The organism is Actinopolyspora sabaoui (genome assembly GCF_051225635.1).
Lineage (GTDB): Bacteria > Actinomycetota > Actinomycetes > Mycobacteriales > Pseudonocardiaceae > Actinopolyspora.
Window position 1 is genome coordinate 162,918 of the sequence record NZ_JBMIHH010000011.1, and the last position, 14,343, is coordinate 177,260.

The 14,343-nt window shown below is 66.9% G+C and carries 14 protein-coding genes and 1 tRNA gene; 12 read left to right on the top strand and 3 right to left on the bottom strand.

Annotation, left to right across the window (positions count from 1 at the left end; genetic code table 11):
• Positions 1 to 198: 198 nt before the first annotated feature.
• The 5 genes from ACOQFL_RS19805 to ACOQFL_RS19825 all read left to right on the top strand — a co-directional run bounded on the left by ACOQFL_RS19805 (position 199) and on the right by ACOQFL_RS19825 (position 5,067).
• Positions 199 to 1,038: a DeoR/GlpR family DNA-binding transcription regulator gene (locus ACOQFL_RS19805; RefSeq protein ID WP_435545687.1), complete on the top strand. Its 840-nt coding sequence runs from the start codon at positions 199 to 201 to the stop codon at positions 1,036 to 1,038.
• A complete protein-coding gene (galT, locus tag ACOQFL_RS19810; protein ID WP_435545688.1) occupies positions 1,035 to 2,132 on the top strand; it encodes a galactose-1-phosphate uridylyltransferase in 1,098 nt (365 codons plus the stop codon). The genes ACOQFL_RS19805 and galT overlap by 4 nt, the downstream gene beginning before the upstream one ends.
• Before the next feature lie 99 nt (positions 2,133 to 2,231).
• On the top strand, positions 2,232 to 4,049 hold the full coding sequence (locus ACOQFL_RS19815) for a S1C family serine protease (protein ID WP_435545689.1): 1,818 nt from the start codon (positions 2,232 to 2,234) through the stop codon (positions 4,047 to 4,049).
• 205 nt (positions 4,050 to 4,254) lie between these two features.
• Positions 4,255 to 4,755, top strand: coding sequence for a MogA/MoaB family molybdenum cofactor biosynthesis protein (locus ACOQFL_RS19820; protein ID WP_435545726.1), 501 nt, complete (start codon positions 4,255 to 4,257; stop codon positions 4,753 to 4,755).
• Positions 4,756 to 4,887: 132 nt separating this feature from the next.
• Positions 4,888 to 5,067, top strand: a complete 180-nt coding sequence (locus ACOQFL_RS19825; protein ID WP_435545690.1) for a hypothetical protein — start codon at positions 4,888 to 4,890, stop codon at positions 5,065 to 5,067.
• A 362-nt stretch (positions 5,068 to 5,429) separates the two neighbouring features.
• Here the strand turns inward: ACOQFL_RS19825 and ACOQFL_RS19830 are convergent, their stop codons facing one another.
• The 3 genes from ACOQFL_RS19830 to ACOQFL_RS19840 form a co-directional block, all read right to left on the bottom strand.
• A complete protein-coding gene (locus ACOQFL_RS19830; protein WP_435545691.1) occupies positions 5,430 to 6,089 on the bottom strand; it encodes an SAF domain-containing protein in 660 nt (219 codons plus the stop codon).
• A gap of 290 nt (positions 6,090 to 6,379) precedes the next feature.
• Positions 6,380 to 6,730, bottom strand: a complete 351-nt coding sequence (locus tag ACOQFL_RS19835; RefSeq protein WP_435545692.1) for an FmdB family zinc ribbon protein — start codon at positions 6,728 to 6,730, stop codon at positions 6,380 to 6,382.
• Between the two features lie 222 nt (positions 6,731 to 6,952).
• Positions 6,953 to 7,549 carry a 5-formyltetrahydrofolate cyclo-ligase gene (locus tag ACOQFL_RS19840; protein ID WP_435545693.1) on the bottom strand — a complete coding sequence of 199 codons (597 nt, stop codon included), beginning with the start codon at positions 7,547 to 7,549 and terminating at the stop codon, positions 6,953 to 6,955.
• Positions 7,550 to 7,587: 38 nt separating this feature from the next.
• Between ACOQFL_RS19840 and ACOQFL_RS19845 the strand changes: the two genes are divergently transcribed.
• The 7 genes from ACOQFL_RS19845 (at position 7,588) to ACOQFL_RS19875 (ending at position 14,151) form a co-directional block, all read left to right on the top strand.
• On the top strand, positions 7,588 to 8,508 hold the full coding sequence (locus ACOQFL_RS19845) for a UTP--glucose-1-phosphate uridylyltransferase (RefSeq protein ID WP_435545694.1): 921 nt from the start codon (positions 7,588 to 7,590) through the stop codon (positions 8,506 to 8,508).
• Between the two features lie 64 nt (positions 8,509 to 8,572).
• Complete coding sequence (glp, locus tag ACOQFL_RS19850; protein WP_435545695.1) at positions 8,573 to 9,796, top strand: molybdotransferase-like divisome protein Glp; 1,224 nt, start codon at positions 8,573 to 8,575, stop codon at positions 9,794 to 9,796.
• Positions 9,797 to 9,877: 81 nt separating this feature from the next.
• Positions 9,878 to 10,543 carry a GNAT family N-acetyltransferase gene (locus ACOQFL_RS19855; protein WP_435545696.1) on the top strand — a complete coding sequence of 222 codons (666 nt, stop codon included), beginning with the start codon at positions 9,878 to 9,880 and terminating at the stop codon, positions 10,541 to 10,543.
• A 328-nt stretch (positions 10,544 to 10,871) separates the two neighbouring features.
• A complete protein-coding gene (gene sepX / locus ACOQFL_RS19860; RefSeq protein ID WP_503169963.1) occupies positions 10,872 to 11,711 on the top strand; it encodes a divisome protein SepX/GlpR in 840 nt (279 codons plus the stop codon).
• Between the two features lie 90 nt (positions 11,712 to 11,801).
• A tRNA-Ala gene (locus tag ACOQFL_RS19865) sits at positions 11,802 to 11,874 on the top strand.
• A gap of 557 nt (positions 11,875 to 12,431) precedes the next feature.
• Positions 12,432 to 13,130, top strand: a complete 699-nt coding sequence (locus ACOQFL_RS19870) for a mycothiol-dependent nitroreductase Rv2466c family protein (RefSeq protein ID WP_435545698.1) — start codon at positions 12,432 to 12,434, stop codon at positions 13,128 to 13,130.
• Positions 13,131 to 13,650: 520 nt separating this feature from the next.
• Complete coding sequence (locus ACOQFL_RS19875) at positions 13,651 to 14,151, top strand: hypothetical protein (RefSeq protein WP_435545699.1); 501 nt, start codon at positions 13,651 to 13,653, stop codon at positions 14,149 to 14,151.
• The last annotated feature ends 192 nt before the right edge of the window (positions 14,152 to 14,343 follow it).

The following is a 14,343-nucleotide window of genomic DNA, read 5'->3' on the forward strand; positions in this document are numbered from 1 at the left end:
TGCTGCTCGTCGGACGGCTTCCGGCATGTCGGTCCACCCGGTGGGATGGTGCTGGCTTTGTGTGGTTTCAGTGCTGCTTCGTGTAGGGTATTGTTGGTTTGTGTTGACTTGACGAGTCAAGTTCGCGTGGTTTCGTGATGATTTCGACCGCGGCACTCGCGTCGGATTCGCGGCGAACACGGCGGGGTTGGAGTGGTGATGCTGGCACGTCAGCGTCAGGACATGATACTGGACGAAGTTCGTAGAACCGGCGCTGTGCAGGTGAGTGACCTCGTGCAGCGTCTCGGCGTGTCCGACATGACCATTCGCAGGGACCTCGACACCCTGGCGGCACGAGGTGCGGTCGAGAAGGTCTACGGCGGCGCCACCTCCGTGCTGGACCGCAGCACCGACGAGCCCGGCTTCGAAGCCAAATCGGTGTACCAACCCGAGGAGAAGGAAGCCATAGCCGACCGGGCCGCGCGGCTCGTCCGCCCGGGATCGGCCATCGGGCTCTCCGCGGGCACCACCACCTGGACCCTGGCGCGTCACCTCGACGACGTGGCCGATCTGACCGTGGTGACCAATTCCGTGCGCATCGCCGATGTGCTCCAGCAGCGCGGGCGTGCCGACCGCACCGTGATCCTGACCGGTGGGGTGCGTACCCCCTCCGACGCGCTCGTCGGTCCGGTGGCCGTGCGGGCGCTGCACTCGCTGCACCTGGACCTGGTCTTCCTGGGAGTGCACGGGATGAGCACCCGTGCCGGTTTCACCACACCCAACCTCGACGAGAGCGAGACCAACCGCGCGCTCGCGCGGGCGGCCAACCGGCTGGTCGTGATAGCGGATCACGCCAAGTGGTCCACGGTCGGTATCTCCACCATCGTCGGCCTCGAGGAGGCGGACGTGCTGATCAGTGACGACGGATTGCCGGAGGAAGCGCGTCGGGTGCTCGGAGAGCGGATCGCGGAGCTGTCGATCGCTCCCGTCTCCGGTGAGCGGGGCGAACCGGCCGATTTCACGTATGAGGACACTATGCGGGCGGAGAGTGAGCAGTGAGGCGAACCGCGCGGCAGCTGGCCGACGGGCGGGAAATCATCTACTTCGACTCGGAGGAAACGGCGCCGGAACGAACCGCCGAGGACCTCCGTGAACTAGACGGGCCACCCACGGCACCGGAGATGCGGCGTGATCCGTTGACCGGCGAGTGGATCGCCATGGCAGCACATCGACAGAGCCGCACCTACAAGCCGCCGGCCGATCTGTGCCCGCTGTGCCCCAGTGAGCCGGGCAAACCCAGCGAGATCCCGGAGGGCGACTACGAGGTCGCCGTGTTCGAGAACCGCTTCCCCTCGTTCGCGGCGCCCGAGGAACCGCCCGGTGGTTACGGCGCCGAAGTGCTGGACACGGATCCGCTGGTTCAACGGGCTCCGGCCAGTGGCAGATGTGAGGTCGTGTGCTTCACCTCCGAGCACCGCAGCTCGTTCGCGGCACTGACCCCACGACACGCGCGCACCGTGGTGGACGCCTGGGCCGACCGCACGGCCGAACTCGCCGAGGTGGAAGGAGTGGAACAGGTGTTCTGCTTCGAGAACCGGGGCGAGGAGATCGGGGTGACGCTGCATCATCCGCACGGCCAGATCTACGGGTACCCGTTCGTCACCCCCAGGACCAGCCAGCTGCTGCGAAACGCCGAGGAACATCACCGAACCCACGGCAGCCACCTGCTCGGGGACGTACTCGCTGCCGAGCGCTCTTCCGGGCAACGTGTGATCCGTGAATCCGAGCACTGGACGGTGTTCGTGCCACCCGCCGCTCGTTGGCCCGTGGAGCTCATGGTCGTCCCGCACCGGCGGGCTCCCGATCTGGCGGCCCTCACCGCCGAGGAACGCGATGATCTCGCCGAGGTCTATCTCGACACGTTGCGCAGGCTGGACCGCCTCTACGACAGGCCGTTCCCCTACATCGCGGCCTGGCAGCAGGCACCCGTTCGGTTCGGCAGGGATCTCTCCTGGCTGCACCTGAACCTGTTCTCGGTGCTGCGCTCGCCGGACAAACTCAAATACCTGGCAGGCTCGGAGTCCGGGATGGGAGTCTGGATCAGTGATGTGACCCCGGAGCAGGTCGCGGAGCGACTTCGAGAGGTGTCCTGATCGGCCCGGCCGCCCGGTTCGGGAAGGCTGAACAGAATCATCGTTCGCTTCCAAGCCTGATCTCAGGCGACTCTCAGCCGGATAGCGCAGAGTGGAGACATGAGCGAAAATCACCCTGGTTCTCCCGACGAGAGTCGGGATCGTCCCGACACACCGGCAGAGTACGGTTCGTCTCGGCCGGAGTCCGGTGAGCAAGGCACCGCCGGTGCCGCTTCCACGGACCCGGCGGACCCTGGAGAAGCTCGGGAAAGCTCCCAGGAGCCGCCGCCGGAGTCGACCCAACGAGTCGACGCCTCCGGCTCCGTACCGGACAACACCGAAGAGTCGACCACGTGGCAGTCGGGAGTCCCGCGGTCCGGAACCGACCACCCCACCTCCACCGGTTCCACCACCGGCACGGAAGCCACTGCCTCCTCCGGGCCGCCCGGGACCTCCGAGCAACAATCGTGGAGTCAGTACTCCGGCGCGGAACCCCAGCGGCCTTACACCCCACAGCAGGGGCCGCAGCAGGCCCAGCAGCCCCACGGGCTGGGCAATCCGCCACAGCAGTACCCGGGGCAGCCCTACCCCGGCCAGTCGGAACAGCAGTACCCGGGCCAGTACTCCACCCAGCCCGGGCAGCCGATGCAGCCGGGGCAGTATCCCGGCCAGTACGCGGGCCAGCCCGGTGCCGCCGCGGGCGGAGCGCAGCAGCCCGGGCAGTACGGCGCGCAGCAACCGCCACCCCAGACCGATCCGCAGTACCCCTACGCGGCCCAGCAGTACCCCTACGCCACCCAGCAGTATCCCCAGCCACCGGTCGAGGAGCGACCGAGATCCGGGCGTGGCGGTGCTCGTGGACGCCTGCTGGTCGGTATGACCGCGTTAGCACTGGTGGCAGGCCTCGTGGGAGGCGCAGGGGGCACCTACGCCGTGCACCAGATCACCGGGGGCAGCGGCGTAGTCACCTCCCTCGACCAGCAGGCACCCTCCTCCGAGAACAGCAGCAGCGCGCCCTCGGGGTCGGTGCAATCCGTCGCCGATACGGTGCTGCCGAGCGTGGTGCAGATCCAGGTACAGACCGCTCGGGGTGCTTCGGGTTCCGGCTCGGGAATCATCATCAGTAAGGACGGCTACATCCTCACGAACAATCACGTCGTGGAGGGCGCCTCCCAAGCAGGTGGTGGTCTGGTCGCGCGCTTCAACGACGGACAGGTCAGTCAGCTCAGCGTGGTAGGCACTGCCCCGTGGTCCGATCTCGCCGTGGTCAAAGCCGATGTCACCGGTCTCACCCCGGCGAAGTTGGGCAACTCGAGCGAGTTGGATGTCGGTGCGGGAGTGGTCGCGATCGGCTCTCCGTACGGGCTTTCCGGGACCGTGACCAGCGGAATCATCAGCGCCAAGGATCGTCCGGTCCGCGCGGGCGGCCAGAGCGGAACCCAGGCCACGGTGCTCAACGCGCTGCAGACCGACGCCGCGATCAACCCCGGTAACTCGGGTGGCCCGCTCGTCGACATGAACGGCCGGGTGATCGGCATCAACTCCGCCATCTACAGCCCCAGTTCCTCCAGCGGACAGGCAGGATCGGTGGGGCTCGGTTTCGCGATCCCGATCGACCACGCCCGCAGGATCGGCAAGCAGCTCATCGAGGACGGATCGGCCGCTCGCACCACGCTCGGTGTGCAGGTGAGGGTCGTCGGAAACGTCAATGGCGGTCTCGTCGTGGAGGTTCCCTCGGGTGGACCGGCTGCCGAAGCCGGTGTCAAGAGTGGCGACGTCATCACCAAGGTGAACGATCGCACGATCACCAGCGGTGACGAGCTGATCGCGGCCATCCGTTCCTACGCTCCGGGCGATACCGTCACACTGACCATCACCAACAAGCAGGGCGGCAACAAGCACACGGTCGAAGCGACACTGACCGGCCAGGAGCAGTGAGGCCTCCGACGAGGGTGCGCTGCCCTCGAGTCCCCGGAGCCTTCGAACACCCGGACGGATCCGAGTAGCGACGCCGTACCCCCGATGATCAGGAGCAGCCATGAACGATCGATACGGTCGTGTCGTAGATCACCCGCTCCGCGAGGTGAGGACATCGGATCCACTGGATCCGGACGACGATCCGTCAGCCGCTACGGTGAGCGATATGGAACGCAACGCGCAGCGGTTGGGACGAGCGCTGGTGGTCGTTGTCGACGACCGGGTCGCGCAGAGTGAGCAGGAGGACACCATCGGTCCGTTGGTGACCGAGTTGTTGGAGGAGGCGGGATTCATCGTCGACGGCAGTGTCGCCGTCGCCGGTGAGACCGTGGAAATCAGGAACGCGTTGAACACGGCCGTGATCGGCGGCGTTGACATGGTCATCACCGTCGGTGGCACCGGGGTATCGCCGCGCGACGTCACGCCGGACGCCACGTCCGGGGTGCTGGATCGGCCGGTTCCCGGGATCGCCGAGGCACTGCGTGCCTCCGGACTGGCGGCGGGAGCGGTCGACGCCGGGGTTTCTCGTGGGCTGGTCGGGGTGTCCGGCAGCACGCTGGTGGTCAACCTGGCCGGTTCGCGCGCGGCCATCCGGGACGGTATGGCCACACTGACCCCGCTGGTCACGCACGTGATCGAGCAGCTTTCCGGCATCGACGGCATCTGAGGACGGTGCCCCGCCGCGGACACCAGGGCGCGGCGAAACAAACCACCACACGACTTCCCGCTGTGGGACACCGGAGGTGCGCACGGGGACGGCTCCGTGGCGGCGGGTGATGACGAGCGGGACAATGGCGTCGTGAACCAGCAGGAATATCCGGCCGAACGACGACCGGCTTCGCGGCGCCGCTCCCGTTCGATCGACGAGATCTTCGGCGATGTACTGCCGGAAACCACGACGGACGAGCGTGACGGTTCCGAAAACGGGGATTCGAACTCCTGGTACGTCGAGAACAGGCCGCCCCACCACGACTCCTGACCTTTCGGGGTGAGCTCGGCGGGTCGCTTTTCGTAGGTGCTCGGGTGGCGGAACCTCTGGCACGGCTCTCGCTGCGGGGAGGCCCGACATCGGGTAGCGACCTACACAACGTCGGGCCTTCCTCGCGAGAGCCGCACCCGAGAACCCGCTGCGGCGCCGACCGCGAGGGTGGTTGGAGTTCGGCCTGCGTCGAAGTGGCGCGGCGATTTCGTGGGAAATTGACGCCCTCCGGAGGAGGAACCGCCCCAAGCACACCTGGTTTCTCACCCGGCGGCGCGGCTGTTCCGTGCTTCGCTTCAACCGGTGCGCGCGGCAGTGGTTGGTGAGGGGATTCAGTGCAGAAGGATTCAGCGCAGGGGAATTCAGCGGAGGGTCATCGTGACCGATTCGCGTAGCGCCGCAGCGGCCACGTCGGCGGCCCGGCGGTGTCCGAGCTCGACGAGCACGACCGTGTCGCCTTCGGCGTCCCTGTCGGAGGGACGAACCGCCACGACGGTCGCCCGTTCGGCGAGTATCCGGGTGTTTCCGCTCCGGCTGCCGACTATGTCCACGTGTAGGCCGGGACGAAGCAGCTCGGCCATCGCCTCGTCGGCGGCTCGGATCGCGACCGCGGCCTCGGTTTCGTCGCCCGTGGTCAGCTTGGTGAGCGGCCCGTCCAACAGGCTCAGATCGGTCAGTGGTTCGCCGCGACGTGCCGCGCGTGCCAGGACTTCGCCGGTGGCTCGTTCCTGTCGCCGCAGTGCTCGGTCGGGCGCCAGTCGCTCCGGCATCCGGACCACGGTGACGTCCCGCGGGGCGAGCCGGTTCCCCGGAGCAAGGTCGCGGGAGGCGGTCAGTACCGTCGTCGTTCTCGAAGCTGTTCCGGAGTGTGCGGGCAGTGCGTACCACCCCGCCAGCAGCAGCAGCACGGCCGCCAGGGCACGACGGAGCAACACGATTCGTCTGCCCTGCGTCCGCATCGTCTCGCGCAGCCGTTCCCGCACGCCCCGTCGTGGTCCGCGGTCGGCGACACTTTCTCGCAACTCGGTCTCCCGCTCGGTTCGGTGGTGATTCGCGTCACCACGAGTTTGGAGCGGTTCCGACGGTTCCGAACAACCTCGATCGGATCTGCTGTGGAGCGTCGAGCGTGGTGTGGACGGCATCGTGCCTCGTGGAACCAGGGGAACTCACGCGTCGCTGTGCCGCCGAGTCCCGGCGGGCGAGCCGGGGAACGACCGAGGTGCCGAGTCGAGCCCGTCGGGGCGGTCTCCCGCTGCCCGCCCGCGGCTCGCGCGGACAGCGGACCCCGGGCTCCGCGAGGGGAGAGGTTCTATCAGTTCGTGGCCGCGGAAGTCTGCGTCTGGGTTCCGGAGGAGCTCGATTCCGAGGAGCCACCGGAACTCCCGCCCGAGGAGTCGGAACTCCCCGAACCGGAGTTGTCGGAGGAGCCGCTGCTCGAGCCGGAGTTCGTGCCCGTCGAGGTGCCGGACTCGCTCGAGGAGTTCGAGCCGCGGCTGTCGTTGCGGTAGAACCCGCTGCCCTTGAAGACGACGCCCACCGCGTTGAACTTCTTCCGCAGCCTGCCCGAGCACTCCGGGCAATCGGTGAGCGAGTCCTCGCTCAACGACTGGAAGGTCTCAAAATCGTGCCCGCAGGCGGTGCAGGCGTACTGGTAAGTGGGCACGGGTCTCATACCTCCGGAATCGGACGGCGACGTATCGGCGCGCCGCGCTCGGTGACACACGTGGTGCCGGTCCCCGGACAACGACATTGGCACTCGAACAGGTCGAGTGCCAATACGATAATGCTGCACGGCTGGACATCGACGCAATCGGGGCTGTGTCACAATGCGACCTCGATAGTGTCACGCTCCCCGAGGCGTATCGGGAGCCGGCCGTAACCGAAATCACGCCGGCAGGCGGGTGAAGCCGGAAGCGGGGGTTATGACTCCGGTGACACGCACGTCGTGTGCCTCGGCGGGTAGTTCCTCGACGAACTCCGAATCCCGAACCACTGCCGTGAGCTCGGCTGATTCGTCGGCCAGCGGCAACGATCGGTCGTAGAAACCGGCACCCTTGCCCAAGCGTACCCCTCGTCGGTCCACGGCCAGGGCGGGAATCAGCGCCGCGCCCGCCTCCGAGATCGCGCTCGTCCCCAGGCGGGGCGTGCTCGGTTCCAGCAGTCCGTAGGTCGCACGCCGCAGCGAATCCGCTCCCTCGTAGGCCGCCCATTCCAAGGGGTTTCTGCCAGCCATGACGGGCAGCAGCACGCGGTGCCCCCGCGCCACGAGGCTGTCGAGCAGTTCCGGCGAACCGGGTTCGGACCCCACTGGCACATAGGCGCAGACGGTTGTGATCCGCGTCTCGGACAACCACTCGATTATCGCCGTTCGCAGCGCCTGATTCTCCTCGGCACGGGTTCGTTCGGTGAGCGCGTCACGTTCCGAACCCAGCCTGCGTCGCCATTGTTCTTTCCGGTTCAGTTCATCCGCGGAGAGAGTCACAACGACGAAGGGTAGTCAATATCGCTAGGCTCGCGGTCATGAGTAGCCTGACAAGCTCGCAGGCGGCTGCGGCTTTCCGCACCGCGATCGTTCCAGCGGCCGGGCTGGGAACTCGCTTTCTCCCGGCAACGAAATCCGTGCCCAAGGAATTGCTGCCGGTCGTCGACACACCGGGAATCGAACTGGTGGCGGAGGAGGCGGCCGAGGCCGGTGCCGACCGTATGGTCGTCGTCACCGCTCCGGACAAGAGTTCGGTGGTCGAACACTTCCGTTCTCAGCCGGAGCTGGAATCCACTCTCGAGTCCAGGGGCAAGCAGCAACTGCTTCGCAAGGTGCGCCGGGCCCCGGAGCTCATCACTGCCGATTCCGCGATTCAGGACAAGGCATTGGGCCTCGGGCACGCCGTGGCCTGTGCCGAGCCGAACCTCGGCGCCGACGAGGAGGCTGTCGCGGTGCTGCTGCCGGACGATCTGGTCTATCCAGCAGCCGAGGAGAGCGGCGTGCTGACCAGGATGTCCGAGGTGCGTGCTCGTTACGGCGGCAGCGTGTTGTGTGCCTTCGACGTGCCGCCCGAGCGGACCTCCTCCTACGGGGTCTTCGACGTTTCCGACACCGAGGACTCCGACGTCAAACGTGTCCGCGGCATGGTGGAGAAGCCCCAACCCGCCGATGCCCCATCCAATCTCGCGGCCGCCGGCCGCTATCTGCTCGACCGCCAGGTGTTCGACGCGTTGCGGCGCATCGAACCGGGTGCCGGCGGTGAACTGCAACTGACCGATGCCGTAGCGTTGCTGATCGCCGAGGGGCACCCGGTCCACGTCGTGGTCCATCGCGGGACGCGGCACGATCTGGGAAATCCCGGCGGTTTCCTGAAAGCCGCGGTCGATTTCGCGCTACGGGACTCCGAGTACGGGGATGACCTGCGAGAGTGGCTGGGCGAACGGCTGAACCGGAGCTGAGCTCCGTACGCCGCTGTCCCGTGCGCGTACTGGGCAACAGTGTCTTCGCCGAAGAGGTCGAGCCATGAGATCAGTGGATGAACAGCTGGCACGGGTACTCGCGGCCGCCGTGCGGCCTTCACCTGTTCGGGTGGCAATAGCGGAGGCACAGGGATTGTTGTGTGCCGAGGAAGTCGTGGCGGAGCGGGCGCTGCCGGGTGCCGACCAGGCCGCCGTGGACGGCTACGCGGTTCGCAGCGTCGATGTTCGCCACGCCGGGAGTGAACCGGTGGAGCTACCCGTCGTGGGTGAGGTGACCGCCGGTTCACGACAGCCCCGCCGACTGCAGCCGGGGCAGACGGTTCGCGTCACCACCGGTGCCCCGCTGCCGACGCTGGCCGACGCGGTGGTGCCGGTCTCGGAGACGGATCAGCATCCCGCCAAGGTCACTGTCTGGCGTTCGGTGCCCTCGGCGGCCTTCGTCCGTCGCGAGGGCGAGGATGTGCGCTCCGGTGACGCAGCGGTGCGGCGGGGTGCGGCGATCGGTCCCGCCCAGGTCGGGCTGTTGGCCGCCGTGGGCAGGAGCAAGGTGCTGGTGCATCCCCGACCGCGGATATCGATCATCTCGTGGGGGCCGGAACTGGTCGATGTGGACCGCAATCCCAATGCTGGGCAGGTTTACGACGTGAACTCCTACGCGTTGGCCGCGGCGGCCAGGGACGCCGGTGCCGACGTGACCAGGGTGGGCATCGTCGAGTCCGATCCCAGGCGCCTGCGTGAGGTGGTGGAGGGCAGGCTGCTGCTTTCCGAGATCGTGCTCATCACCGGCGGTGCGGGCGGTTCCGCGGCGGAGGAGATCCGCTCCTGTTTGACGGAACTCGGTGAGCTCGACACCACGAGAGTGGCCATGCACCCCGGTTCCACCCAGGGATTCGGACGACTGGGGCCCGACAGGGTGCCCACTTTCCTGCTCCCCGCCAATCCCGTGAGCGCCCTCGTCGTCTTCGAAGTACTGGTAAGGCCGTTGTTGCGCTCGGCGCTGGGCAAGGCGAATCCGCACCGCCGTTCCATAACAGCGGAGCTGGTCTCGCCGGTTTCGTCCACGAAGGGGCGGCGCGGCTTCGTGCGGGGCAGACTGCTGCGCGACGCCGAGGGAGGTTCCTATCTGGTGCAGCCGGTCGGTGGTTCCGAGGAGCATCTGCTGGCCTCGTTGGCCGAGGCCAATTGCCTGATGACGCTCGACGAGGATGTCACTCAGGCCGTTGCGGGCGAGTGGCTCCGGGTGAGTTTCCTGTCACAGCGGTCCTGAGAACAGTGCTGACGGCATCCGCTCGGCGCGGCGGGGTGCTTTTCGAGTCAGCGTTTCCAGTGATGGGAGCCGGTGTTCGTTATGACGGGAGCCGTCCCCGAATTCGAGCTCGCCGAGGGTAGACATCCCGGTTGGCCCGCCAGGGTGGGGCCGGTGGTGGTGCCCGCTGGCAGGGTGGCCCTGCGCCCGCCCAGGCTGCGCGACGCCGCCGCTTGGAGCGAGGTGCGGCTGCGGGACAGGGACTACCTGCGGCGTTGGGAACCCACCGGTGGTGACTGGAACCAGCGCAACACGAGCACTGCCTGGTTCGGACAGTGGAACGCGTTGCGCAGGATGGCCAGGCGCGGTCACGTGTTGCCGTTCGTCATAACGCTGGACGGGGCGTTGGCGGGGCAGCTCACCGTCGGGAACATCATCAGGGGCGCGTTGCGTTCCGGATGGATCGGCTACTGGGTCTCGCGACAGAGTGCGGGATCGGGAGTGGCCACCGCCGCCGTGGCGCTGGCCGTGGACCACTGCTTCGGCCCGGCCGGACTTCACCGGCTGGAAGCGACCGTGCGTCCGGAGAACTCCCCCAGTGTTCGGGTCCTGGAGAAGTCGGGGTTCCGGCGCGAGGGGTTGTTCGAGCGCTATCTCGATGTGGCCGGAGCATGGCGCGACCACTGGGTCTACGCGTTGACCAGGGAAGAGGTCCCGGAAGGGGCGGTGGCCGCGCTGATTCGAGCGGGTCGTGCCGAGCGCCCCTGACGAAGTCGTTCCGGGGCAGTTGCCGGGATTTCCCGGAGTTTCCCGAGCGTTCCGGCCGTCGCGGGGGTCGATGATTCCGCCGAACGCGCCCTCTGATGATGTTGTGTATTGACGATCACACGATCTCATTAGGACTCACTGGTTCTTTCGGGTGAAATTCATCAACAAAATTTGATCACTGCGTGTCGTATCTTGCCCCGTTTGCGGGATTTTCGTGCTCGCTTGGAGCGAGCCGCGCTCGGCGTGGCTCCAAGACAGGTATGAGGGTTCTGGATAACGTGGACAGTGCAGGTGTGTGCCGCCGTTTGCCAGGGGGAGGTGGCAAGGTGTGCTCAGCGCACTGATTTTCGTGGGGTTGGCAACGGCTTGGCTCATCGTTCTGGTGCCCATGTTCGTCCGCCGCGGCCGGCGAGTCCCACGTACGACGGATACCGCGCTGAACTCGCGGGTGGTTCGGCGCGGCGGCCAGGCCCGGCCCGGGGCGGGTGGAGCGAGCGGCAGTGGAAACAAGGAGGCGCTCACGATGCCTGACAGCACAGCAGGCAAGTCCCGTTCATCGGCCGCGCGGGACAACTCGGACGGAACCGACGTCGACGACGAGTTCGACGCCACCGGGAGCGAGTACCGGCGCGGTCCGGACAGTGACGAGACCGGACCGGGACGGCGTTACCGCCCCGGGCGCGGTGGTTTCGATCCGGACGCCGCCGCGCTGGCGGCACGTACCAAGTACGCGCGCAGGCAGCGGATCGTGCTCGCCATGCTCGCGGTGGCCGTGGTGACCGCCGTGCTCGCCGGGTTGTCCTGGTCGGCGCTGTGGTGGGTGCACGGCCTCACCGATCTGCTACTGATCGGATACCTGGGGTATCTGCGCAAGCAGGTGCGGATCGAGGAGGAGGTGCGCAGTCGCAGGCTCGCGCGACTCTCCGGGGAGTCGGACGAGCGTGACGACGAGCGGGACAGGGGACGCGAAGGCTCCGCTCCCGCTGTAGCCGAATCCGGTCACGTGACCGAGGACCCCGTTCCGGAGGAGGAGAGGCATTCGGGGGTGCGACCGGACGTCTCTCGCCCCGGGGACACCGAGGTGCTCGACATCGACGACGAGGATCCCGAGTTCGACGAACTCGACGACCGATTGTGGCAGCCTTACCGCCGTGCGGTGGGAGAATAACGTCGAACGGCGGATGGGTGGGGGGTGTGCCCATCCGCCTGAGGCGGTTGCTATGCTGGTCGCGCACTCGGTCGGAAGGCCGGGAGCGCCGGGGCTGTAGCGCAGTTGGTAGCGCGTCTCGTTCGCATCGAGAAGGTCCGGGGTTCGATTCCCCGCAGCTCCACAGCACACCCTTCGTGTGAGCTGTCTTTGGAGGTCATCTCCGCCGGTAAGGCGGGGGCGGCCTCTTTTTTGTCGCGGAGCCGGGCCGCGGGAGCTCGGGATCGCCCGGTTGCCCTGATGCTTCCCGGCCCTGATGCTTCGAGGAGCGCCTTGCCGCGTTGCTGCCCGGACAAGTGGTACGCGGCTTCGCGTCGAACTCGAGGTGGCCGCGCCCGGCCATCCCCGCACCTCGTTCCGGCAGACATCGTTGACGTCCTGAAGCATTATGAGGGGGAACCTTGGGAAGGTCCCGGGCCTGCACGGCATTTTCCCCCCGAATCGTCCCCAGGGCTACCAGGCGCTGACCAACCACCTCGCCGAAACCCCGGGTCGACGAACCGTTCCAGACGCACGCCTGGCAAGCGTGAACAACATTCCGTAACCGCCCCGCCGACGAGGGGCGGCCCCGCCCTCCGACGCCGGCCACACGAGCAGTGCTGAGTCGCGGGCAGGCCCGAACGAGTCGAACCCAGCGGTCTGCTGGACCCGCCAAACGACGAAACGACATGAGGTGTAACCGTGTCCGAGCAACGTATTGATTTCTTCTTCGATCCGGTCTGCCCGTTTTGCTGGGTGACGGCGCGATGGGTGCGCAGCGTCGAGTCCCAGCGCCTGTTGCGGGTGAACTGGCGTCCACTGTCGTTGAAGATGCTCAACGAGCCGATCGGCTACGAGGGGAAACCCGCGGCCTATCCGGAAGCGCACCAACGCGGGTTGGAGATGCTGCGCGTGGTGGCGGCGGCCCGTGCCGAGCACGGTGTGGACGTGGTCGGTGAGCTGTATCGGGCGCTGGGCGAGGCGGTCTGGGACGTCGCGCCACCAGCGGAGGAGAGCTTCGAGGCGGTACTGGCCAGCACCGCCTCGGGACGCGACCTGGAAGCCGTACTCGAGGAGGTGGGGCTGCCGCGTGGGCTCGCCGAGGCCGCGCACGATCCGTCGTGGGACGCGGGTCTGCGCAGCGAGACGGAGGAGGCCGTGCAGCGCGCCGGTGGTGGCGTGGGAACGCCGATCCTGTCGTTCGATCCGCCGGACGGACCGGCCCTGTTCGGTCCGGTCATCGACAGCGCTCCGGACGACGCCGAGGCGGTGCGGTTGTGGGACGCTGTCGAAACGCTCACCCGGTGGCCGGGATTCGCGGAGCTCAAACGCACTCTGCGCAGTTTCCCCGAAACGCCGCTGAGCAGCCGCATCGCCGGACAGGAGACCCAGGTGCGGTGATAACCGGCGGAGGGGCTCGGGTCTCCGAGTCCCGCAGGCCGTGCTGGGGTGCCGCCGCTGACCGGATCGGCCCCGGAACGCACGACGCACGACTGGGAAGTCCCGGAGCGGGAGTCGCTGATCGTGGAGTCACCCGGCGAGCTGGGAGGGTATTCTCGGTCAGCGTGCTCCCGCCTAACCCGAGCGGTCCGCGTTTCTACCTGCCTGGCTGGTCATCGGTGACCGCGAAACCGACCGGGTACCTTGAAATCCGGGATTCGCCACCGAGAGGGTCGTGCGCCACGTACGATCCGGTGTGGACGGAGCTCGAATACATGCTTGCCAGGGCTGCGGAATATCTTCAGAAAATCCACGATCCTGGCGACGAGTGGACGCGTTCCAACGCTGATCTCTCGGACGCGACCACGAGTGATGGCGACGCTTCGAACTGGCAGGTTGATTAATGCATCCCGGATCGTTTCCCTATCTCCAGTTTATATGGATATCACCCCCACTTGAAGCAAAGATCAGGAATGACCTGGTGCGTGGTGGTGTGCCGTCGATCATCGCTGCTGTGATCTTGGGTTTCGTCGTGCTGTTTCTCGATGGCGACCTGATGATCGCGAAGCTGTTTCTGGGGATCGGCGCTTTGTGCCTGCTCGCGGCGGGAAGCTATCTTCCGGCTGGACGTCGAAGCGTGTCCGCCGGATATCTCAATTTGACCATCGCGGCTCAAGTGCGTCGTCCCTTGTGGGCGTTGGTGATCATAGCGGCAGTGCTCATGGGGATCGCATACCTACCGTTGGTTATTCACGCGACCGAGCCGACCGACGTGTCAACGGTCTCGCTCGTTATAGCCATGCTGGTTCCCGTGGTCATTCTGTTCTTGGTGGTGATGAACTACCTGATTGTCCGGCGTTTGTTGCCGCCGGCTCCCGCGATCCTTCACAGGCACGGCTTGTCCGGAGAGATCCTGGGACCGCCGACTCAGCCCGGCCCGCCGGCTGGTCCTCCTCGGGGATGGGGACCTCCGCAAGTCTGACCAGCACGTTTCGTAGTGGACAGTGCCTGCCTCCCGATACCACTCCTCGGGTGTCACTGGTGGGGCAGGTTCTCCTTCACCGGCATCGCCACCAGGTGGTGAGCACCTGTCGAGCGCGGCGGTGAGGCGGTCGAAGCTGTGGTCGACGGAGCGGGGAAGTTCGAATCCCTCGGCGAGTTCGATGCTGAACCC